Source organism: Azospirillum sp. A29, assembly GCF_042604625.1.
Lineage (GTDB): Bacteria > Pseudomonadota > Alphaproteobacteria > Azospirillales > Azospirillaceae > Azospirillum > Azospirillum palustre.
In genome coordinates this window covers 960,684-982,365 of record NZ_CP170466.1, presented here as the reverse complement: position 1 = coordinate 982,365, position 21,682 = coordinate 960,684, and the positions used below count along the sequence as shown (strand labels likewise).

Annotated in this window: 21 protein-coding genes; 7 read left to right on the top strand and 14 right to left on the bottom strand. The window is 67.9% G+C overall.

What is annotated here, in order from left to right; genetic code table 11:
• Positions 1-179 precede the first annotated feature (179 nt).
• On the top strand, positions 180-641 hold the full coding sequence (locus tag ABNQ38_RS19485) for a hypothetical protein (protein WP_377809806.1): 462 nt from the start codon (positions 180-182) through the stop codon (positions 639-641).
• Here the strand turns inward: ABNQ38_RS19485 and lipA are convergent.
• The 7 genes from lipA to ABNQ38_RS19450 all read right to left on the bottom strand — a co-directional run bounded on the left by lipA (position 625) and on the right by ABNQ38_RS19450 (position 7,998).
• Positions 625-1,545 carry a lipoyl synthase gene (gene lipA, locus ABNQ38_RS19480; protein ID WP_377809805.1) on the bottom strand — a complete coding sequence of 307 codons (921 nt, stop codon included), beginning with the start codon at positions 1,543-1,545 and terminating at the stop codon, positions 625-627. The genes ABNQ38_RS19485 and lipA overlap by 17 nt on opposite strands.
• Positions 1,545-2,657: a 2,3-butanediol dehydrogenase gene (locus ABNQ38_RS19475; RefSeq protein WP_377809804.1), complete on the bottom strand. Its 1,113-nt coding sequence runs from the start codon at positions 2,655-2,657 to the stop codon at positions 1,545-1,547. The genes lipA and ABNQ38_RS19475 overlap by 1 nt, the downstream gene beginning before the upstream one ends.
• A 52-nt stretch (positions 2,658-2,709) precedes the next feature.
• A complete protein-coding gene (locus tag ABNQ38_RS19470; RefSeq protein WP_377809803.1) occupies positions 2,710-3,495 on the bottom strand; it encodes a glucose 1-dehydrogenase in 786 nt (261 codons plus the stop codon).
• Between the two features lie 96 nt (positions 3,496-3,591).
• Positions 3,592-4,716, bottom strand: coding sequence for an acetoin dehydrogenase dihydrolipoyllysine-residue acetyltransferase subunit (locus ABNQ38_RS19465; protein WP_377809802.1), 1,125 nt, complete (start codon positions 4,714-4,716; stop codon positions 3,592-3,594).
• A gap of 119 nt (positions 4,717-4,835) precedes the next feature.
• On the bottom strand, positions 4,836-5,867 hold the full coding sequence (locus tag ABNQ38_RS19460) for an alpha-ketoacid dehydrogenase subunit beta (RefSeq protein WP_377809801.1): 1,032 nt from the start codon (positions 5,865-5,867) through the stop codon (positions 4,836-4,838).
• A gap of 35 nt (positions 5,868-5,902) precedes the next feature.
• Positions 5,903-6,886: a thiamine pyrophosphate-dependent dehydrogenase E1 component subunit alpha gene (locus ABNQ38_RS19455; RefSeq protein WP_377809800.1), complete on the bottom strand. Its 984-nt coding sequence runs from the start codon at positions 6,884-6,886 to the stop codon at positions 5,903-5,905.
• A 32-nt stretch (positions 6,887-6,918) separates the two neighbouring features.
• Complete coding sequence (locus tag ABNQ38_RS19450) at positions 6,919-7,998, bottom strand: ATP-NAD kinase family protein (RefSeq protein WP_377809799.1); 1,080 nt, start codon at positions 7,996-7,998, stop codon at positions 6,919-6,921.
• Positions 7,999-8,343: 345 nt separating this feature from the next.
• On the opposite strand from ABNQ38_RS19450, the gene ABNQ38_RS19445 reads away from it, so the two are divergent.
• Positions 8,344-9,747 carry an FAD-linked oxidase C-terminal domain-containing protein gene (locus tag ABNQ38_RS19445; RefSeq protein ID WP_377809798.1) on the top strand — a complete coding sequence of 468 codons (1,404 nt, stop codon included), beginning with the start codon at positions 8,344-8,346 and terminating at the stop codon, positions 9,745-9,747.
• A gap of 25 nt (positions 9,748-9,772) precedes the next feature.
• On the opposite strand, the gene ABNQ38_RS19440 is transcribed toward ABNQ38_RS19445, so the two are convergent.
• A complete protein-coding gene (locus tag ABNQ38_RS19440) occupies positions 9,773-10,252 on the bottom strand; it encodes a YaiI/YqxD family protein (protein WP_377809797.1) in 480 nt (159 codons plus the stop codon).
• Between the two features lie 162 nt (positions 10,253-10,414).
• On the opposite strand from ABNQ38_RS19440, the gene ettA reads away from it, so the two are divergent.
• Entirely contained in the window at positions 10,415-12,091 is a 1,677-nt protein-coding gene (gene ettA, locus ABNQ38_RS19435; protein WP_098740304.1) for an energy-dependent translational throttle protein EttA, read from the top strand.
• A 94-nt stretch (positions 12,092-12,185) separates the two neighbouring features.
• On the opposite strand, the gene ABNQ38_RS19430 is transcribed toward ettA, so the two are convergent.
• The 4 genes from ABNQ38_RS19430 to ABNQ38_RS19415 form a co-directional block, all read right to left on the bottom strand.
• Positions 12,186-13,370 (bottom strand): YsnF/AvaK domain-containing protein, encoded by a 1,185-nt coding sequence (locus ABNQ38_RS19430; RefSeq protein WP_377809796.1) that lies wholly within the window; start codon positions 13,368-13,370, stop codon positions 12,186-12,188.
• 5 nt (positions 13,371-13,375) lie between these two features.
• Positions 13,376-13,828, bottom strand: a complete 453-nt coding sequence (locus ABNQ38_RS19425; protein WP_377809795.1) for a YsnF/AvaK domain-containing protein — start codon at positions 13,826-13,828, stop codon at positions 13,376-13,378.
• Positions 13,829-13,847: 19 nt separating this feature from the next.
• Positions 13,848-13,988, bottom strand: a complete 141-nt coding sequence (locus ABNQ38_RS19420; protein ID WP_158280202.1) for a hypothetical protein — start codon at positions 13,986-13,988, stop codon at positions 13,848-13,850.
• A 155-nt stretch (positions 13,989-14,143) separates the two neighbouring features.
• The gene (locus tag ABNQ38_RS19415; RefSeq protein WP_377809794.1) at positions 14,144-15,646 is read right to left on the bottom strand and encodes a pentapeptide repeat-containing protein; all 1,503 of its coding nucleotides are present in this window, start codon (positions 15,644-15,646) and stop codon (positions 14,144-14,146) included.
• A 162-nt stretch (positions 15,647-15,808) separates the two neighbouring features.
• Here ABNQ38_RS19415 and ABNQ38_RS19410 point away from each other — a divergent pair, with 162 nt between their 5' ends.
• Complete coding sequence (locus ABNQ38_RS19410; protein ID WP_377809793.1) at positions 15,809-17,092, top strand: MFS transporter; 1,284 nt, start codon at positions 15,809-15,811, stop codon at positions 17,090-17,092.
• 61 nt (positions 17,093-17,153) lie between these two features.
• On the opposite strand, the gene ABNQ38_RS19405 is transcribed toward ABNQ38_RS19410, so the two are convergent.
• Positions 17,154-17,828 (bottom strand): phospholipid-binding protein MlaC, encoded by a 675-nt coding sequence (locus tag ABNQ38_RS19405; RefSeq protein ID WP_377809792.1) that lies wholly within the window; start codon positions 17,826-17,828, stop codon positions 17,154-17,156.
• 157 nt (positions 17,829-17,985) lie between these two features.
• A complete protein-coding gene (locus ABNQ38_RS19400; protein WP_377809791.1) occupies positions 17,986-18,771 on the bottom strand; it encodes a VacJ family lipoprotein in 786 nt (261 codons plus the stop codon).
• A gap of 455 nt (positions 18,772-19,226) precedes the next feature.
• Here ABNQ38_RS19400 and ABNQ38_RS19395 point away from each other — a divergent pair, with 455 nt between their 5' ends.
• From ABNQ38_RS19395 to ABNQ38_RS19385, 3 genes are all read left to right on the top strand, one after another.
• The gene (locus tag ABNQ38_RS19395; protein WP_377809790.1) at positions 19,227-20,213 is read left to right on the top strand and encodes an ArsR/SmtB family transcription factor; all 987 of its coding nucleotides are present in this window, start codon (positions 19,227-19,229) and stop codon (positions 20,211-20,213) included.
• Positions 20,210-21,115 (top strand): methylenetetrahydrofolate reductase [NAD(P)H], encoded by a 906-nt coding sequence (gene metF, locus ABNQ38_RS19390; RefSeq protein WP_377809789.1) that lies wholly within the window; start codon positions 20,210-20,212, stop codon positions 21,113-21,115. The genes ABNQ38_RS19395 and metF overlap by 4 nt, the downstream gene beginning before the upstream one ends.
• A gap of 64 nt (positions 21,116-21,179) precedes the next feature.
• On the top strand, positions 21,180-21,653 hold the full coding sequence (locus tag ABNQ38_RS19385; protein WP_377809788.1) for a DUF29 domain-containing protein: 474 nt from the start codon (positions 21,180-21,182) through the stop codon (positions 21,651-21,653).
• Positions 21,654-21,682 lie beyond the last annotated feature (29 nt).

Below are 21,682 nucleotides of genomic sequence, written 5' to 3'. Positions count from 1 at the left end.
CCGTCGAACCGGCCCGGCATCATTGTTGGTCCGGACCGGCGGGCGGATTTTCTTCGTCTCCGGATTGTGGCTGCTACGGCCCAGAAACCTTTTTTGCGAATCCTGCGCCGGGAATGGATGACTTCCTCTGGCTTGGCTGTTCATGCCAGGTAACGTCATTCCAGGGCGGGGCATCCACGATGAAGACGCGTTTAGTTGTGCTCGGCTGCCTGCTGGCGGCCGCGATGGCCGGCTGCACCCCAACTCCGAATTTACAGACGAGGACGACCACTTTTATGCCGGCAAGCGACGCTGGAAAACGCTGTGTCGCCCAGTGCCAGCAGACGAAGCAGCTATGCAACGCCGCGGTCGAATTGGGGTATCAGACCTGCATGGCCGAAGGGCTGACCCGTGCGCATGCGGCATATTACGAGTACAAGAAACATCTCCCCAAAGGCGCGAAGCATGAAAGGCGAATTGGGGACTTTGAAAGTGAAATTCATTGCTACCGATTGAGCAGCTGTTCCCAGGATTACGATGAGTGTTTTGTGAGCTGCGGCGGTCGCATGGAGATGCAGACCTATTGTGTCAGCAATTGCAAGCTGATGAAGCCGCCGCAGTCGGATGGGTCCAAGGTGGGGCCGGTCAGGGTGGTGCAGTAATCGCCGCCCGCCGCCGCAGCTCTTCGAAATCGCGGCCGGCATGGTGGGAGGAGCGGGTCAGCGGCGTCGCCGACACCATCAGGAACCCCTTCGCCCGCGCCACCGTACCGTAGCGCTCGAACTCGTCGGGCGTGACGTGGCGGGCGACCGGATGGTGGGTGGGGGTGGGGCGGAGATACTGGCCGATGGTCAGGAAATCGACGCCAGCCGCCCGCAGATCGTCCATCACCTGCAACACCTCCGCCGGCTCTTCGCCCAGCCCGACCATGATGCCGGACTTGGTGAAGATGGTCGGGTCGCGCTCCTTCACCCGCTCCAGCAGGCGGAGCGAGCCGTAATAGCGCGCCCCCGGCCGCACATCGGCATAGAGCCGCGGCACGGTCTCCAGATTGTGGTTGTAGACGTCGGGGCGGGCATCGGCGACCGCCTCCACCGCCCCCGGCTTGTTGCGGAAATCGGGGGTCAGCACCTCCACCGTCGTGGCCGGCGCGGTCTCGCGCAGGCGGCGGATGCAGCGGGCGAAATGCGCGGCCCCGCCGTCGGGCAGATCGTCGCGGTCGACCGAGGTGATGACGACATGGGCGAGGCCCAGTTCGCCCACCGCCCCGGCCAGCCGGTCCGGCTCGTGGGGGTCGAGCGCATCCGGCCGGCCGGTGGCGACGTTGCAGAAGGCGCAGGCCCGCGTGCAGACGCTGCCCAGGATCATCACCGTGGCGTGCCGCTTGCTCCAGCATTCGCCGATGTTGGGGCAGGCAGCCTCCTCGCAGACCGTGTTCAGGCCGTGACGGCGGACGAGCGACCGGGTGTCCTCGAACGCCACACCGGCAGGGGCGCGGGCACGGAGCCAGGCCGGCTTTTCGGCCCGGTGTTCCGGGCGGGGGGCATGCAGCGCGGGCAGGGCCATCAGTGGACAAGCTCCGGCTGTTCGGCTGCCGCGGCGATTGTCTGCGGCTGCACGATGATCTTCACGTTGCGGTCCTTGTGGGCGACCAGTTCCTCGAAGCCGCCGCTGACAATGTCAGTCAGGGTAATGCGGCCGGTGATCAGCGGCTGCACGTCGATGCGGCCGTCCGCGATGAAGCGGATGACGTCGGCGAACTCGCCATTGTAGGCCAGCGAGCCGATGACCTGCTTCTCGGTGGCGACGATCTCGAAGAAGTTGAAGGCGCTGGGTTCCTCGAAGATGCCGACCAGCACCGTCTTGCCGGCCTTGCGGATGACGTCGATGGCGAGCTTCGCCGTGTCACGATGGCCGATGCACTCGAACGACACGTCGGCACCGTAGCCGCCGGTCAGCGCCTTGACCTCCGCCACCGCGTCGCACTCCTTGGGGTCGAGCACGATGGAGGCGCCGACCTCCAGCGCCTTGGCCTTGCGGGCGGCCGACATCTCCAGAACGATGATCCGGCCGGCGCCGGCCGCCTTCGCGCACATGATGGTGCAGAGGCCGATGGTGCCGGCGCCGACCACCACCACCGTCTCGCCGACGATGCTGCCGGCCTTCTTCACCGCATGCATGCCGACCGCCAGCGGCTCGATCAGCGCGCCGGCCTCGGTCGGGAAGCCGTCGGGCAGCTTGTAGAGCAGTTCGGCCGGGACATTGACGAGGCTGGCGAAGGCGCCGTTGTTCATCAGGCCGGTGAAGGCCAGCTTCTCGCAGATGTTGTACATGCCGTGCTTGCAGTAATAGCACTCGCCGCAATGCTGGCAGGCGTCGGCCGCCACGCGGTCGCCGACGCTGAACCCGGTGACGCCCTCGCCCAGCGTCGCGATCTCACCGCTGAACTCGTGGCCGAGGATGCACTGGCCCTTCAGGCCGGTCAGCGGGTGGGGCGTGTCGACGGGGATGAAGACCGGCCCGGCGACATACTCATGCAGGTCGGACCCGCAGATGCCGCACCAATGCACCTTGATCTGCACCCATCCCGCGGGCGGAGCGCCCGGCAACGGCACGTCTTCGACCCGGATGTCCTTGCGGCCATGCCAGACGGCGGCCTTCATCGAAGTGGCACTCATGGTGTTGTCCTCCGGTTTTATCGTTATGGGCTTGGGCACACGGCCGGGACGGTCAGGCGAACACCATCCCGCCATCGACCAGCAGGGACTGGCCGGTCATGAAGTCGCTGTCGGACGAGGCGAGGAAGCGGGCGACGCCGACCAGATCGTCGGGACGCGACGGCCGGCCCAGCACGGCGCCGGCGGCGAACATGTCGAAGGCCTCGTTCTCCGACTTGGTGATGCCGGTATCGCGGAAGCCCTGGTCGATGATCTTCCACATCTCGGTCGCCACCACGCCGGGGCAGATGGCGTTGGCGGTGATGCCGTCCTTGCCGAAGCCGCGGGCGGCGGCCTGGGTCAGGGCCACGACGGCGAACTTGCTGGCGGAGTAGTGGGCCAGCGGCTCGTAGCCCTGCTTGCCGGCGATGGAGGCGGTGTTGACGATCTTGCCGCCGCCGCCCTGTTTGCGGAAGGTCTTGATGGCTTCCTGCATGCCGATCAGCACGCCCAGCGCGTTGACGTCGTTGACCGTGTGCCAATCGTCCTCGGTGATGTCGAGGAAGGGCTTGGTCTGGGCGATGCCGGCATTGTTGAAGAGGACGTCGAGCCGGCCGTGGGTCTTCACCGTCTCGTCGATCATGCGGCGGACGGCGGTTCGGTCGCGGACATCGACCGTCACGGCGATGGCGCTGCCGCCGGCCGCACGGATGGCTTCGGCGACCTGTTGGGCGTCGGCCGCGTTGCGGTCGGCGATGGTCAGCTTGGCACCGTCGGCGGCCAGCGCGCGGGCAATGGTGGCGCCGATGCCGCGGCCGGCACCGGTGACGATGATGCACTGGTCCTTGAGATCGGGCATGAACGGTCTCCTGCCGGCGCGCTGGCGGACAGCCTTGCGCGCCGGTGGCGAGGGGTTCGGGAACCGGGAAAAGGGGCGGGAAGGGGGCTGGCCTCCTCAGTCCGCCTTGGCGATGTGGTCCTTCAGCAGCGCGTTCACTTTGCCGGCCGCCTCCATCTGCACCATGTGGCCGGCGCCGGGGATGACGGCGACCTGGGCCGTGTTCGCCAGTGCCTGGGCGTGGTCGGCGGGGATGACGCGGTCTTCCTCGCCCCATACGACCAGCGTCGGCGTCCTGGCGTCCGCAATCCCGGAAGCGAGCACGCTGGCCTGCCGGCCCTCGGCGAACAGCGAGGCCGACAGCGCCCGCAGCGCCTCGTCCACGCCGTCCAGCCGCTTGTACTTCAGGAGGTCGTCAACCATCTGGCGGCTGACAAGGCCACGGTCGGCGAACAGCGTCTCCAGGACCGGTTTCAGGTCGCGGCGCGATGTCGCACCGACGAAACCCTGGATGTAGCCATGGTCGATCTGCTCGCCGAGGCCGGCCGACGCGATCAGCGACAGCGACGCCACCCGCCCCGGCGCGTCGAGCGCCGTGCGCATCGACACCGCCCCGCCCATGGAATGGCCGACGAAATGGGCGCGCTCCACCCCGACCGTATCGAGGAAGCCCAGCACAGCCTTCGACAGGCCGGACAGGCTGGGGTCGGCGATCTGCTTGTTCGACTGGCCGTGGCCGGGCAGGTCGAGCGCATAGACGGTGGCCTTCTCCGCCAGCGCGTCGATGGTGAACAGCCAGTTGTCGAGATCGCCGCCGAAGCCGTGGACGAGCAGGACGGTCGGCCCGGCCTCGCCGCGCTTGGCATAGCGGATGGTGCCGGCCGGCGTTTCCGCGGTGTGGTATTGCGGACCCGCCTCGGCCTCGCCGTCGTCTTCGCTGGCCGGGACGGCATAGGCGCTGATGAAGGCGTCGATGTCGTCGTCGGGCACATCGGGTTCGGCCAGCACGGCGATCAGCGCCTTGACCGGATAGACGGTGCCGGCTTCGCCCAGCACCCGGCGCAGCACGCCGGTTTCGCCCGCCTCGACCACATTGGTGATCTTGTCGGTCTCGACCTCCAGCAGTTCATCGCCGATGGAGATGGTGGATCCCGGCTGCTTCAGCCAGCCGGTGACCTTGCCCTCCGACATGGACAGGCCCCATTTCGGCATGACGATGGGCTTGATGCGCTCGTTCAACATGGAACTCGGTCTCCTGGGGAATGCTTTTTTGATTGGCGCACACCCCTCCCGTCACTCCCGCTGAGGCGGGAATCAGGGAGAGGGGTGGCTTGTGCGTGCTGTGTGGTGACGCCGGTCCGTTACGCCGCGATGCTGCGCGCCCCCTTGGGCGACAGGGTGCGCTTCACGGCGCTGGCGATGCTGTCGGCGCTGGGGACGTAGAGATCCTCCAGCGATGGTGCGAAGGGCACCGGCGTGTGCGGCGCCGTCACCATCTGGATGCCTGCCTTCAGCGCGCCGAAGGCGTTCTGGCCGACGAAGGCGGCGATGTCGGTGGCGAGGTTGCAGCGCGGATGCGCCTCGTCCACCACCACCAGCCGACCGGTGCGCTCGACGCTCTCGACGATGGTGTCCCAGTCGATGGGCGACAGGGTGCGCAGGTCGATCACCTCGGCCTCGGTGCCATCCTTCGCCAGCGTCGCCGCCGCCTCCATCGCGCGGTGGACGGTCAGGCCATAGCTGACGATGGTCACGTCGTCGCCGTCGCGCAGCACGTTCGCTTCGCCGAAGGGGATGGCGTAGCTCTCGGCCGGAACCTCGCATTCCATGCCGTAGAGGTTCTTGTGCTCGCAGAAGATGACCGGGTCGTTGTCGCGGATAGACTGGATCAGCAGGCCCTTGGCGTCATAGGCGTTGCTGGGGCAGACCACTTTCAGCCCCGGAATGTGGGTGAACAGCGGGGTGAGCATCTGCGAATGCTGGGCTGCGGCGCGGAAGCCGGCGCCGACCATGCCGCGGATCACCACCGGGGTCTCGGCCTTGCCGCCGAACATGTAGCGGAACTTGGCGGCCTGGTTGAAGATCTGGTCGAAGCAGACGCCCATGAAGTCGAGGAACATCAGCTCGGCCACCGGCCGCAGCCCGCAGGCGGCGGCGCCGACGGCCGCACCGATATAGGCGGATTCCGACAGCGGCGTGTCCATCAGCCGGTCGCCATGCTTGGCGTACAGCCCCTTGGTGACGCCCAGCACGCCGCCCCAGGCGTCGTCCTCGCCCTGGGCGCCGGTGCCGCCGACGATGTCCTCGCCCATGACGATGACGGTGGGATCGCGACGCATCTCCAGATCCAGGGCCTCGTTGATCGCCTGCTTCATGCTGATCTTGCGGGACATGTGTTTCCTCCGCGTTTGGCGTTTCTTGAATGGGCTCAGTAGGAGACGTAGACGTCGCGCAGCAGGTCTTCCGGTGCCGGCAGTGGGGCGGCCTTGGCGGCGCGCGTGGCGTCCTCGATCAGCGCGTTCACCTCGCGGTCGATGGCCTGCAGCTCGTCGCGGCCGACCACCCCGGCCTCGATCACCCGTTCCGACAGGATGGTCAGGCAGTCGCGGGACGCGCGGATCGCCTCCAGCTCGCCCTTGGCGCGGTAGGTCTGGGCGTCGCCCTCGAAATGGCCGTAGAAGCGGACCATGTTGCATTCCAGCAGGGCCGGGCCGCCGCCGTCGCGGGCGCGGCGGATGATCTCGCCCGCCGCCTCGTACACCGCGAAGAAGTCGGTGCCGTCCACCGTGACGCCCGGCATGCCGAAGCCGGTGGCTCGGTCGACGTAGCTGTCGCAGGACACCGCCCATTCCATCGCGGTGGATTCGGCATAGCCGTTGTTCTCCACCACGAAGACCACCGGCAGGTTCCACACCGCGGCGAGGTTCAGGCTTTCCAGGAAGGTGCCCTGGTTGGACGCGCCATCGCCGACGAAGGTGATGCCGACGCCGCGGTCGCCGCGCACCTTGGCCGCCAGCGCCGCACCGCAGATCAGCGGCGCGCCGGCGCCGAGGATGCCGTTGGCGCCCATCATGCCCTTAGACAGGTCGGCGATGTGCATCGACCCGCCCTTGCCCCGGCAGGCGCCGGTGCTGCGGCCATAGATCTCCGCCATCATCGCGTGGACATCGACGCCCTTGGCGATGCAGTGGCCGTGGCCGCGGTGGGTGGAGGCGATGCGGTCGTTGTCGTTCAGGTGCATCATAATGCCGGTGGCGCAGGCCTCCTCGCCGGCATAGAGGTGGACGAAGCCGGGGATGTCGCCCTTGGCGAAATCGACGTGCAGCCGCTCCTCGAACTCGCGGATCGTCCGCATGGTGCGGTAGGCCTTCAGCAGCTCGTCCTTGCCGAGGGGAAAGGGATTCTGGGCCATGAGGTGTTTTCTCCCTGGAGTGTGTTTGATGTTTAAAAGACGGCCGTGACGGGCACCGGGGTGCCGGTCAGCAGCCGGTTCTGGCCGGCGTGCCGCATCACTGCGGCGACGTTGACCGTGCGGAAGGCGTCGTCCCTGAGCGTGAGGGACAGACGGTCGCGTTCGCTGAAGGACAGCTCGCGCTCGCCATCCAGCGCGACCGAGCCGGCTGAGACCTCCGGCACGAAGGCCACGCCGGCCGGCATGCGGCGCCAGTCGGTGATGCCGACCCGGGCCATCATTCCCGGCGCGATGGGGGCGTTGAGGGTGGTGATGCCCTTGCGGCAGTCGCCATCCGGTGACAGCCGCACCATCAGGCCGCCGCTCTCGTCGCGGCCGACGGGTTCCAGCAGACCGGCGATGGCCGACATGCCGATCACCTCGGGGTCGGCGAAGGTGACGTAGAGTTCGCGGAAATTCTCGGTCCGCCACAGGGCGCGGGCGCCGATGTAGCGTTCCGTCACCAGGGCGACATCGACCAGCGCCATCTCGGTGACGGTGGCGCCGGTAGCCCCGTTGTCGAGTGACACGTCGATCCGCTTGTTGGCGGCGAAGGCGATGTGCGGCGGCACCCGGCCGGTGACCGCCAGCCCGGTGGCGAGCCCGGTGATCGTCGGCTCGCGATGTTCGGGGAAGGCGTTGTTGGTCCCGGTGGAGATGCCGGCGATGGGCACCGTCCCGCATTCGGCCGCCACCGCCCGGTGGGTGCCGTCGCCGCCCAGCACCACCAGGGCCGAGACACCGGCCCGCCGCATCTCCGCGGTGGCGCGGTGGGTGTCGGCAACCGTGCCGGTGACCGGCATGGAGACGGTGTGGAGGGCGGGATAGATGTCCTCGCCGCGTGAGCCGCCAGTCCCCCTGGCCCGCATCAGGCCGCGTTCGACATGGGCGCGGATGCCGCCATTCTCCGGCATCATCAGCACGTCGCGGACACCGCAGGCGTGCAGCGCCGCCAGCACCCGCAGCAGGATGTTCGCGCGGTCGGCGATCTGCAGGCTGGTGGCGTTGGCGACGACCCGGCGGATATCGCGGGCTGAAACCGGATTGGCGACGATGCCGACGACCGGAGCCAAGATTGCACCTCCCCCTCGCTGATGCGCGCCGTTGATCGACGCGCGGTTCGAGGGAGTAAGAGCAACTGCCGTGCCAGATGGTCGGTTCAGCGGATTTTCTTGATTTTCAACGGTTCGGGGTGGTGCGGCGGGGTGAGGCGTTGCAACACCTGTTGCATGGAGTGTTGCGCCGCCGGTGCAACAGGTGTGGCGTCTCATGTATCGGGTCGGGGCCAACCCGCCGCGCTCCGGCATTCCACCCCTGCGCGGCGCCCGTCTTGCCAAGGGCTTGCCTGCCGCTTTAGCCTCCCTTGGTCATACCAATGAACCATCCGAATGATTCTTCGACCGGGGAGGACAACACCCATGACCGTCATCGCCACCACCCAGCCGCGCGCGGCCCTGACCGAGGAGGCCCGGGCCGAGCTGTCGGCTCTGCTGGGCGACCGGTTCACCACCTCCCTGCCGGTGCGCGAGCATCACGGCAAGGACGAGTCCTATCACACGCCCTTCCCGCCGGACGGCGTCGCCTTCGCCAATTCGACCGAAGAGGTCAGCGCGATCGTGAAGATCTGCGCGAAGCACAAGCTGCCGATCATCCCCTTCGGCACCGGCACCTCGCTGGAGGGCGGTATCGCCGCACTGGCCGGCGGCATCACCGTCGACCTGTCGGGGATGCAGCAGATCCTGCGCGTCAGCCCGGAGGATCTGGACGTCACCGTCCAGGCCGGCGTGACCCGCAAGCAGTTGAACGAACACCTGCGCGACACCGGCCTGTTCTTCCCCATCGATCCCGGTGCCAACGCCTCGCTGGGCGGCATGTCGGCGACCAGGGCCAGCGGCACCAACGCCGTGCGCTACGGCACCATGCGGGAGAACGTCCTAGGCCTGACCGTGGTGCTGGCCGATGGCCGCGTCATCAAGACCGGCGGCCGCGCGCGCAAGTCGGCGGCCGGCTATGACCTGACCCGGCTGTTCGTCGGCTCCGAAGGCACGCTCGGCATCATCACCGAGGTGACGCTGAAGCTCTACGGCATTCCGGAGGCGATCTCGTCCGCCGTCTGTGCCTTCCCGACCATCAAGGGCGCCGTCGACACGGTGATCCAGACCATCCAGGTCGGCGTGCCCGTCGCCCGCATCGAACTGCTGGACGAGGTGCAGATCGACGCCGTCAACAAATACTCCAAGCTCGACTACGCCGTCGCCCCGACCCTGTTCTTCGAGTTCCACGGCACCGAGGCCGGGGTGAAGGAGCAGGCGGAGATGGTGGCCGCCATCGCCGCCGAGCATGGCGGCCTGGAATTCGCCTGGGCCACCCGGCCAGAGGACCGCTCGAAGCTGTGGCAGGCCCGGCACGATGCCTATTATGCGGCGCTGGCCCTGCGTCCGGGGTCGAAGGGCTGGCCGACCGACGTCTGCGTTCCGATCTCGCGGCTTGCCGACTGCATCCTGGAGACGAAGCAGGATCTGGCGGAGTCCAACATGCTGGCCCCGATGGTCGGCCATGTCGGCGACGGCAACTTCCACCTCGTCTATGTCCTCGACCCGGAGAATCCGGCCGAACTGGCCGAGGCGCAGCGCCTTGCCGACAAGATGGTGACCCGCGCCCTGGAGATGGGCGGCACCTGCACCGGCGAGCATGGCATCGGCTATGGCAAGATGGCGTTCCTGGAGCAGGAGACCGGCGAAGCCTTCGGCGTCATGGGCGACCTCAAGCGCGCCTTCGATCCGGACAACCTGCTGAATCCGGGCAAGGTGGTGCGGGTGTAAGGGGGCTTCGGCCCCCTCCTTCCGCTCACCGGAATTTCGGCCGCCGCCCTGCCTTCAGCGCCTGGACCGCTTGGTCCAGCGTCTGGAGGAACTGCGACTTGTCGCGCTGGCTCATCGGGGCGTTGCCGCCGCTGACCACGCCCATGTCGCGCAAATCCTGCATCAGCGCACGGGTCGCCAGCGCCGAGCCGACGCTGTCCGGCGTGAAGGGGCGTCCGGTCGGGCCGATCACCACCGCGTTGCGCTTCACGCAGCGGTCGGCCAGCTGGATGTCCGCCGTCACCACGACGTCGGTCGGGCCGGCATGGTCCGCGATCCAGTTGTCGGCGGCGTCGAAGCCGTCGCTGACCACCACCAGTTCCGCCATGCACTCCGTCGGCAGGCGCAGCGGCGCGTTGGCGACCAGCCAGACCTTGGAGCCGGTGCGGCCGGCGACCTTGTAGACCTCTGCCTTGACCGGGCAGGCGTCGGCATCGACGTAGATTTCGACCTTGGGACTGACCAATCCTGTTCCTCCTGTCGCCGCCCGGCCCCCGCCGGGTGGCTCAACAAGGTTTCATGCAAGGCCCTTATGCGCTAAAACCAGTCCCTAGCGACAGGGTGCCGTAGAACCATCGGGATGGGGCGGCGCCAATTCTCACATTTTTTCGGAAGGTCGGAGCGGCGCATGGCGTCCTACCAGTATGTCTATGTCATGAAGGGCCTGACCAAGGTCTATCCTGGCGGCAAGAAGGTTCTCGACAACGTCTGGCTCTCGTTCCTGCCGGGTGTGAAGATCGGCGTGCTCGGCGTCAACGGTTCCGGTAAGTCGACCCTGATGAAGATCATGGCCGGGCTGGACAAGGACTACTCCGGCGAGGCCTGGGTGGCCGAGGGCGCCAAGGTCGGCTACCTGCCGCAGGAGCCGCAGCTCGATCCGACCAAAAACGTCCATGAGAACGTCATGGAGGCGCTGGGCGAGACCAAGGCGCTGCTCGACCGCTTCAACGAAGTGTCGAACCTGATGGCCGATCCGGACGCCGACTTCGATGCGCTGCTGGCCGAACAGGGCGAGCTGCAGGAGAAGATCGACGCGGCGGACGCCTGGGACATCGACCGCACGGTCGAGATCGCCATGGACGCGCTGCGCTGCCCGCCGGGCGACGCCGATGTGACCAAGCTGTCGGGCGGTGAGAAGCGCCGCATCGCGCTGTGCAAGCTGCTGCTCGAGAAGCCCGACCTGCTGCTGCTCGACGAGCCGACCAACCATCTCGACGCCGAATCGGTCGCCTGGCTCCAGAAGCATCTGGAGGACTACAAGGGCACCGTCGTGCTGGTCACCCACGACCGCTACTTCCTCGACAGCGTCACCGGCTGGATCCTTGAACTCGACCGCGGGTCGGGGATTCCGTGGGAAGGCAACTACTCGTCCTGGCTGGAGCAGAAGCAGAAGCGTCTGGAGCAGGAAGGCCGCCAGGAAGAGTCGCGCCAGAAGCAGCTGGCCACCGAACTGGAATGGATCCGGCAAAGCCCACGCGCCCGTCAGGCCAAGAGCAAGGCGCGTATCACGGCCTACGAGACCTTGCTGGCCGAAAGCGGCAAGGAACAGTCCGGCGAGACCCGGATCGTCATCCCGGTGCCGCCGCGTCTCGGCAACGTCGTCATCGAGGCGGAGAGCATCGCCAAGGGCTTCGGCGACCGCCTGCTGATCGACGGCCTGTCCTTCCGCCTGCCGCCGGGCGGCATCGTCGGCGTCATCGGCCCGAACGGCGCCGGCAAGACCACGCTGTTCCGCATGATCACCGGGCAGGACGGGCCGGATGCCGGCACCTTCCGCGTCGGCGACACGGTGAAGCTCGGCTATGTCGACCAGAGCCGCGACAGCCTCGACGCCAAGAAGACGGTGTGGGAGGAGATCTCCGACGGGCTGGATCTGGTCGAGCTGGGCAAGAAGACCATGCCCAGCCGCGCCTACGTCTCCAGCTTCAACTTCCGCGGCCCCGACCAGCAGAAGAAGGTCGGCCAGCTGTCGGGCGGTGAGCGCAACCGCGTCCACCTCGCCAAGATGCTGAAGTCCGGCGCCAACGTCCTGCTGCTCGACGAACCGACCAACGATCTCGACGTCGATACGCTGCGGGCGCTGGAAGACGCGTTGCAGAGCTTCGCCGGCTGCGCCGTGGTCATCAGCCACGACCGCTGGTTCCTCGACCGCATCGCCACCCACATCCTGGCCTTCGAGGGCGAAAGCCACGTCGAATGGTTCGAAGGCAATTTCCAGGATTACGAGGTCGACAAGAAGCGCCGCCTGGGCGCCGATGCCGACCAGCCGCACCGCATCAAGTACAAGCCGCTGGTGCGCAGCTGATCTTGTAGGCTGCACAGAAAAGGCCGCCCCTTCCAGCTGAAGGGGGCGGCCTTTTTCATGCCCGCGAACGGGCAGGGCCCTTCAGCCGAGCCGGTCAGCGGGTGACGTCGTCATCCGTCCGGTCGGAGAGCGGCCGGTCCGACAGCGGATTGCGGGTGCTCTTGTCCCGCGTGTCCTCGATCTCCACTTCGGTGCGGCGGACGGTGTCGCGGACGCTCTGGGCGCGTTCCTCGACATCCTTGCGGACCACGACGGTTTCGCGGACATGGGCGGTCTTGCTGACCACCGCTTCCTCGTCGGTCTCCGTCACCTCGATGGTGCGCTCGCGGAAGGCGTCGGCCGGAACCTCGCTGCTGCCCCCGACCATGCCGCCGGGGCGGCGCTCGACGGTGACGGTCTCGTCGCGCAGGCGGACCTGTTCCTCGACCGGCGTCTCGACGACATAGCTGCGGACGCGGATGCCGCCGCGCTCGACGCTGCGCTTGCCGATGTTGACCTGCTCCTCGACAATCGGGATCTGCTCTTCCCGCTCGGCGCTGCCGGTCCGGGTGCTGTCGGTGTTCACGTCGCGCATGGCGGCAGCGGCGCCCGTCAGTCCGGCTGTCGTGCTGCCGGTGGTGTCGATGGCGGTGCGGCCCGGCGAGTAGCGCACACGCTCCTCCTCCGCCGACTGCTCGTCATAGTAAGCGGCGGTCTCGTCGTAGCCGGTCCAGCCGGTTTCGCGATAGGCGCTGCCGCGTTCCTCGACATCCACCACGTTGCCGCGCTCCAGCACGTCCATGGCGCGGTCGACATCCTCCTCTTCCAGCCGCAGCTTCAGCAGCGATCCGCCGCGGCGCACGCCTTCGGCATAAACCTGCGCATCCTGGTTCGGGATGCCCCAGCCGGCCAGCCGGGTCAGCATGCCGCCGGTTCCGCTGCCGGTCATCACGCCACCGGCCCCCATCGTGCCCATGCCCGTCCCGGCGCCCAGGCCGCTTTCCGTGCCAAGCCCTGAACCGGTGCCGGGCACCGTGTTGGGCGAGGAGACATAGCCGGTGGACAGGTCGGTGCGGGCCATGCCGCTCGCCGCGCCGATCGAGCTGTCGCCGGTCAGGGAACCGGCGGCGGTTCCGGTGGGGGAGCCGCTTAGATCCCTGTCGCCCCAGCCGCCGCTGGACAGATCGCTGTGCGACAGGATTTCGATGACGCTGGACTCGAACCCGGCAGCCTGCAGATCGCGGGATGCAGTTTCTGCGTCGGATCGGTGATCGTAAAGGGCAACGATGGTTTTGGTCATCGGTCTCACTCCTCGGGCGAAGTCTGATTGGGGGATCGGACGGGGGAGGGCGGGGCTGTCACGCGCTCCACCACCGCGTCTTCGGAACGCAGGGTGACGGGCTGCTCGACCTCGACGGTCCGCCGGCTCTTGCGGATGTGCAGCTCCTCGCGGAGCACCAGGCGCCTCTCCACCACCAGCACCTCCTCCACCAGCGGGATCACCGTAACGTCTCCCTCCTGGCGGATGCTGGGGTGGGCGTCGATCTCGCGGTCGATGGGGACGCGGGTGACGGTGGCCTCCTCATGTTCCAGCGCTTCGCGGACGATCTGCTCGCGTTCGGACACGCGGGTGGTGACGCGGACGCGGCTTCGCTCCACCCGCTGCTTTTCGACGGTCACCGACTCGTCGTGCAGGGGAATGACCGCATCGCCGCCGTCGCTGCTCCGGGCGGGAGGCGGGCTGTTGTCGGCCGTCATGGCGGCAGGGGCCGCCGGGTCAGCGGAACAGGAGATAGAGGACGATCGCGACCACGATCAGTCCGAGGATGATCCACATCCAGTTCATGCCGGAACTGCCGGCCCCGCCATCGGCGCCGTCATACACGCCAACTTTCCTGGGCTTCTGCTCGTCTGCCATGGGAGCCTCCTTCCGGGGATGGACCGGAGGGTTGTGTCCCCGTCCGGTGTGCTCCCTTCAAACAGGAGGTCTCTTGGATCGTTCCGCTCTCGTTTCGGGGAATCAACGATCCTGTGTAATCAAACCGTTTGGCGGCGTGCCGGACGGCCGCCGGTTCAGCCCGCCATCTTCTGATGTTCCAGGAAGGCGGTCTTCAGCAGCGCCTTCAGATCGTCGCCATACTGGTGGAAGCGGACGGACAGCTGCCCGCGCTCCTCGTCGCGGTGCAGGACGACGAGGTTGGCGACGGCGGCGACCTCCTGCCGGTCGGCCAGCACGACGCGGGCCTGGAAGGTCTGGCCGCGCTGATAGGGCTGGTTGACTGCCAGCAGACACAATCCGCCGACCGACCAGTTGCGGGCGGGGAAGCTGCCATGGTCGGTGTGGACGACCATGCCGGGCCGCACGAAGCGCTTCTGCCGCCGCCGTTCTTCCGGCGGGGGCGGGGGGAAGGGGCTGGAGGCGCCGGCGATGTCGATGCCGGAGCGGTCGGTCAGTGCCTTGGTGAACACCGCACCGCGCACGATTGCCGGTCCCATGGTGGAATCGCGCAGGTCTGCGTCGGAGAAGTCGGCGCCCTCGAAATTGGCCGGCCAGTCGCGGCCGCCGGCCAGCGGCACCGGCCGGGCATCGACCCCGCTCATCAGCGTGTGCGCCAGATAGGCGCGGCGCAGGGTGGCGCCGCGCAGCACGGCGTCGCGCAGGTCGGCCTCGTCGAGGTCGATGTAGGACAGCTCCGCCATCTCCAGGCTGGCCTTGGTCAGACGGGCGCCGGGCAGGCGGCAGCGGCGCAGGCGGGCCGCGGCCAGCGTCCGTCCATGCAGATCCGCCCCCGCCACCGACACGAGGTCGAGGTCGAGGCGCGCGCCCTCCACTCCGCCGCTGTCGACCCAGCGCTCGTGCCGCTCCACCAGCTCCAGGAACTCGGCGACCGGCATCGCGCTGTAGCTGGGGCGGACGATGGCGTCGGGCGGCAGGGCGAAGGGGATGAAGGTGCGGGTCAGGGTGGCGTGGTCCATCACCGTGTTGCCGAACACCGCCCCGTCCAGGTTGGCGCCGCAGAAATCGGTACCCATCAGCACGGCGGAGGTCAGCTCCGCGCCCGTCAGGTCGGCGTCGTTCAGATCGGCGCCGGTCAGGTCGCAGCCGGAGAAATTGGCGCCGGCCAGGATCGACCGCTCCATCTTCGCTTCGGTCAAACGGGTGGTGCCGGTGCCGCGGGTGGAGGTCTGGCCACCGTCCTGGCCGCCGCCGCTGTCCACCAGCTCGCCCGCGCGGAAATCGGCGCCGCGCAGGTTGGCATCGGTCAGCAGGGCGCGGTGCAGGTTGGCGCCGCGCAGGTCGGCACCGGTCAGGACGGCGCCGGTCAGGTTCACCGCCTCCATGTCGGCGCCGAACAGGTCGGCCTGCGACAGGTTTGCCTTCACCATGCGGGTGTTGCTGAGGTTGGCCCCGGCCAGCTTGGCGCCGGCCAGCGACACGCGCTCCAGGTTCAGCCGCGAGAGGTCACGGAAGCTGAGATCGGCGCGCCGACCGCTGGACGGCCGCTTCAGCCATGCCTGATGCGCCTGGATGATCGTCCGGAGTTCGTCGATCTCTTTCGGATCGCGTTCGGCCATGGCGTCGGGTTCCCGGATCCAACCGTATGACGAAAGACAGCAATATCGTCGCAACGATAGCCCGTTCGGACAGGCACGTCACGGGTTCTGAAGGCTCTGGACCAAATCGCTTCAATGGGCGTTCTGTTGCCGCAGCTCCATCGGGGGCGGATTCCCTGCAGGATGACAGACGTGGCCGGACCGAACCGTTCTCTCGATCTGCTGAACTTTTTCCTCGCCGACGTGCGGGACGGGCTCGGCCCTTATCTGGCGATCTATCTGCTGACCGTCCAGCATTGGAACGAGGCGGACATTGGGCTGGTGATGACGCTCGCCGGGCTGGCGGGGATCGCCGCACAGGTGCCCGCCGGGGCGCTGGTCGACGGTACCCGCTATAAGCGCGCGGTGATCGTCGTCGCAGCGCTTCTGGTGACGGTGGGGTCGCTGACCCTGCCCTGGCTGAACAGCTTCACCGTCGTCGCCGTTCTGCAATCGGCGGTCGGCGCCGCCGGGGCGGTCTTCCCGCCGGCCATCGCGGCGATCACGCTGGGGATGCTGGGGCCGCGCGCCTTCGTCCGCCGGGTCGGGCGCAACGAGTCCTTCAACCATGCCGGAAACGCGGTGGCGGCCCTGCTGGCCGGTCTGGCGGCCTATGCCTTCGGACCCGTCGCGGTGTTCTGGCTGATGACCGCGATGGCGCTGTGCAGCATCGCCGCGACAGCCGGCATTCCCGCCAATGCCATCGACCATGCGGTCGCCCGCGGGCTGCATGGCGGCAACCATGACGGCAACCATGGCGGGGGCCGCGAGGCGCCGTCCGGTCTGTGCGTCATCCTGGGCTGCCGTCCGCTGCTGATCTTCGGCGGATGCGCCGCCCTCTTCCATTTCGCCAATGCGGCGATGCTGCCGCTGGTCGGCCAGAAGCTGGCGATGAAGGATCCGGCGCTGGGCACCAGCCTGATGTCGTTCTGCATCGTCGCGGCACAACTGGTCATGGTGCCGATGGCGATGCTGGTGGGCGCCAGGGCCGACCGCTGGGGGCGCAAGCCGCTGCTGCTGGCCGCTTTCCTGGTCCTGCCCGTGCGCGGTGTCCTCTACACCCTGTCGGACAACTCCGCCTGGCTGGTCGGCGTCCAACTGCTGGACGGGGTGGGAGCCGGGCTCTTCGGTGCGCTGTTTCCGCTGGTGGTCGCCGATCTGACCGAGGGGACCGGGCGCTTCAATGTCAGCCAGGGCGCCATCGCCACCCTCCAGGGCATCGGCGCCTCGCTCAGCACCGCCGCCGCCGGACAGATGGTGGTGCGGGAGGGGTACAGCGCCGCCTTCCTGATGCTGGCCGCGGCTGCGGGGGTGGCCCTGCTGCTCGCGGCGCTGCTCCTGCCGGAAACCCGCAATGTCGGCGCTGCGGAGGCCGGTGAGGACGACATGGCATCGGCCGACGCCGCAAAGGCCGCATCGGAGGCCTGAAACGACGAAGCCCGGCTCCAATACGGGGCCGGGCTTCGCGGTAGGGGATGCTGTGGATCGGTCAGCCGGTGCGGCCGACCTTCTGGCGCAGCGCCTGGATCAACCCGTCAACGCGGCCGCCATTCTGTTCGATGACGGAGGCGAATTCCTGCCGCTGGGTCACGCCCATGCTGACATTCTCCACCACCACGTCGATGATCTTGTAGTCGGCGCCGCCCTTGCGGACACGCCAGCTGACATTCACCGGCGGGCCGTTGGGACGGACGATCTGCGTCGTCACCATGCTGTCAGCTTCGCCGGCCGGGCTAACGCCGGCGATCTTGAACGTCTCGCCGGAATACTCGACGAAGCGCTCGGCATAGGTGTTGACGATCAGCTGTTCGAACAGCTTCTGGTATTCGGCCCGCTGCGCCTCATTGGCGCTGTTCCAGTAGCGGCCCAGCACCCAGCGCCCGATGTACGGCACGTCGAAGCCGGCGTACAGCAGCGTGCGGAAGCGCTGGATCGCCTGATCGCGCGACAGGCTCTTGTCCGAGAAGGTTGCGATGGCGTCGTTCCCCAGCTTCTGGATGAACGCGCTTGCCCCCTGGTCCGCGGTCTGCGCGGCTGCGGGAGAGATGAGAGAGTGCCCGGCCCAACCGCTCACCGCGAGCAGGGCAGCGGACGCGACAAACTGGCGGCGTGTCAGCATGATGGGGCGAAAAGTGGCTGTTGCGGGAGCTTTGTCAACGGTCATCTGGCCTTTGGGCTGCCGCCGGGTGCTTTTGGAGGAGGCTTTCGGTCCGTCTCCCGCTTCCCGGCTCCGCCCGCCGACGCGACCGCCGCAGCCGTCCCCGGAGGGTGGCGTGCGATGGTCGCGATGGGCAAAAAGCCGCAAAGGCGTCGGGAACGGATCAGGGCTTCGGCGCGGTGGTGAAATCCGGGAATTCCGGCGTCGTGCCCGTCTTGTTGTTGCTGATCGCCGCCCGGCGCTGCTGCTGGTACAGGCTGCGCACGGTGGCGTAGAAGTCCAGCGAGTTGCGGCGCAGGTCGTCGACCTCCTTCAGAACCTCCGACCGGCGGTCGACGGCGCTGACGATGCCGCGCGTCATATAGGCGCCCTTGTGGTCGTTGGCGTAGGCCCAGATGCGGATCGGGTCGCCCACGGTGTCGACGGCGTAGCCGGCGGTGTCGCGCAGGTTCGACGGACCCAGCAGCGGCAGGACCAGATACGGACCGTCGCCAACGCCCCACACCGCCAGCGTCTGGCCGAAATCCTCCGGCGCTTGCGGGATGCCCGCCTGCGACGCGACGTCGGCGATGCCGCCGGCGCCGAGAATGGTGTTGGTCAGGAAGCGGCCGGTGGCGTTCGTCGCCCCCTCCACATTGCCCTGCAGCAGGTTGTTGGCGATGTAGAGCGGCGACATCAGGTTGTCGATGAAGTTGTGGATGGCGTCGCGCACCGGATCGGGCACGACCCCCACATAGACCTCGGCAGCCGGGCGGATCACCAGCACGTCGGCCGCCTCATTGGCGGCGAAGACGAAGCGGTTGGGGATCTCCAGCGGATCGCTGACCTGATAGGCCGCATCCGTAGCACCCGAGTCGCCCGGGTTGGTCGCGCAGGCCGTGGCCGTCAGGGCGAAGGCCACCACGGTGGCCGAACGGAGGAGGGAGCGGGAAAGGCTGGCCAGCTTCATGTGCGACGGCTCTTTATCTGTGGGCTCGACTCGGTGCGGGTCGCGGCATCTCCTGTCCACAACCGAAGACCCCGATGGCTGGAGTCCTCAACCCTGGCAAGGTGGCTACGCGGTCCGGAGGAAGATTGGGCGAGATATCGCAGAATTTCCACCGTTTCCTGACCTAACACAGGCTTCGCCTTTTGACCAGCATGCGCCGGCATGGCGCCGGAGAGGCCGCGGCGACTGTGTCGGCTTTGCCGCAATGCGGCGGGAGAGCTTGCATCCTGCCGCTTTTTGCCACGGACTGCCGGCACCGGGTCCGGCCGGCGCGGCCCGGTCGCGGGTGTTGGCGCGAGCGGCTGAGAAAAGCGGTTTACGACGCATAAAGATATCTTTATATCTGTATTCAGGCCGGCGGGGCGGGGTGTCCCGGCCGGCCGGCCCCTTTCCTGGCCCGAATCGGACGTGAGGCGATGGACGATCTGCTTGCGACGCTGAAGGCGGCGGCCGAAACGACGCGACTGCGGCTGCTGGCACTCTGCGCGCATGGCGAGCTGACGGTGACCGAACTGACCCAGATCCTGGGCCAGAGCCAGCCTCGCGTCTCGCGCCACCTGAAGCTCCTGTGCGACGCCGGCCTGCTCGACCGCTTCCGCGAGGGGACCTTCGCCTTCTACCGGCTGGCCGAGAAGGGGCAGTCGGCCGAGCTGGCGCGCGTCCTGGTCGACGCCATCCCCGCGGACGACGCCACCCTCATCCTCGATCTGGAGCGGCTGGACGCCATCAAACGGTCCCGCTCGGAAAGCGCCGCCGCCTATTTCCGTGAGAATGCCGCGCGCTGGCACGAAATCCGCTCCCTTCACGTTGCGGAAGGCGAGGTCGAGGCCGCTCTGCTGCGCCTGTTCCCGAAGGAGGGGGTGGAGGAGCTGCTGGATATCGGCACCGGCACCGGACGGATGCTGGAGGTGCTCGCCGGGCGCGTCCATCGCGCGATCGGGGTAGACCAGTCGCGCGAGATGCTGGCCGTCGCCCGCAACCGGCTGGAGGAGGCGGGGCTTCGCCACTGCCATGTCCGTCAGGCCGACATGTACCAGCTGCCGTTCCCCTCCGGCTCATTCGACGCCGCGGTGATCCATCAGGTGCTGCACTACACCGAATCGCCGGCTGGCGTGCTGGCCGAAGCGGCGCGGGTCCTGCGCCCCGGCGGGCTGCTGCTGATCGTCGATTTCGCCCCCCATCATCTGGAAGCCCTGCGCGAGGAGCATGCGCACCGCCGCCTGGGCTTCTCCGATGCCGAGGTCGCCGGCTGGTGCCGCCAGTCCGGCCTCGACTGCGGCCCGGTGGTGCAGCTGCCGGGCGACCCGCTGACCGTTTCCGTCTGGCCGGCCACCCGCCTTGCGGCCGGCGCCGCCATTTCCTTCCCGAAGACCGCCCACTCGCTCAGCGGAGTTCCGTCATGACCGCGCCCACCTCTGCGCTGCCGTCCATCAGCTTCGAGTTCTTCCCGCCCAAGTCGGAGAAGATGGAGCAGAGCCTGTGGCAGTCGATCCGGCGGCTGGCCCCGCTGTCGCCCAGCTTCGTGTCGGTGACCTACGGTGCCGGCGGATCGACGCGCGAGCGCACCCACGCCACCGTCTGCCGCATCCAGGACGAGACCGGCATCCCGGCCGCCGCCCATTTCACCTGCGTCGGCGCCACCCGCGACGAGATCGACGCCATCGCCCGCACCTATTGGGATGCCGGCATCCGCCATCTGGTGGCGCTGCGCGGCGACCCGCCGGAGACCGCGGGCGGTGTCGGCGGACGGTACGAGCCGTTCCCCGGCGGCTACGCCTATGCCGCCGATCTGGTGGCGGGGATGAAGCGCATCGCCGACTTCGAAATCTCGGTCGCGGCCTATCCCGAAAGCCATCCGGAGGCGCCCAACGCCCAGTTCGACCTGGACAACCTGAAGCGCAAGGTCGACGCCGGCGCCACCCGGGCGATCACCCAGTTCTTCTTCGACAACGACGCCTATTTCCGCTTCCTCGACCGCTGTGCGGCGGCCGGCATCCATGTGCCGATCGTCCCCGGCATCCTGCCGATCACCAATTTCGCCCGCGCGGTGGAGTTCGCCGGCAAGTGCGGTGCCTCGATGCCGGCGAAGCTGGCCGAGACCTTCGAGGGGCTGGACGACGATCCGGAAACCCGCCAGCTCGTCGCTGCGACGGTGGCGGCGGAGCAGTGCCAGGCCTTGCAGGCGCAGGGCGTGAACGACTTCCACTTCTACACGCTCAACCGGTCGGATTTGACCATCGCCATCTGCCGCATGCTGGGCGTGAAGGCGAAGGCCGCTCCGGCCGCGGCAGCGGTGGCGGGGTAGGGCGCCGGCCACCACGGTTTCATGCTAGACTGGCCGCACATACGCGGAAGAGGGGCATCGCGCCATGGACAGCCGGATCGGATACGACACCGACTTCCTCGCCTGGACCGAGGAGCAGGCACGCCTGCTCCGCGAGGCGGCGCGTGAGCGCATCAACACGCCCATCGACTGGGAGAATGTCGCGGAGGAGATCGAAAGCATGGGCCGGTCAGAGTTGCGCGCGGTCGAAAGCGCGCTGGTCCGTGTGATCGAGCATCTCCTGAAGCTTGAACACTCCCCCGCGGCCGATCCGCGCGGTGACTGGAAGGTTTCCGTTCTCGAACACCGCGACCGTGTTGCCCGCGACTTGTCGGCCAGTCCCAGCCTTCGCGGGCGGATCGACACCGCCGACATCTACAAGTCCGGTCGTAAGATCGCCGCTCTCGGTCTGGAGCGCGACGGCCTTCGTCCAAGCGACTTGCCGCCCGATTGCCCCTATTCCCAGGACCAGCTTCTCGACGAGGACTGGTGGCCGTTGAACCGCCACGGCCTGACCTGAGACCTGACCCTGCCTTTCTGCCCCGAACC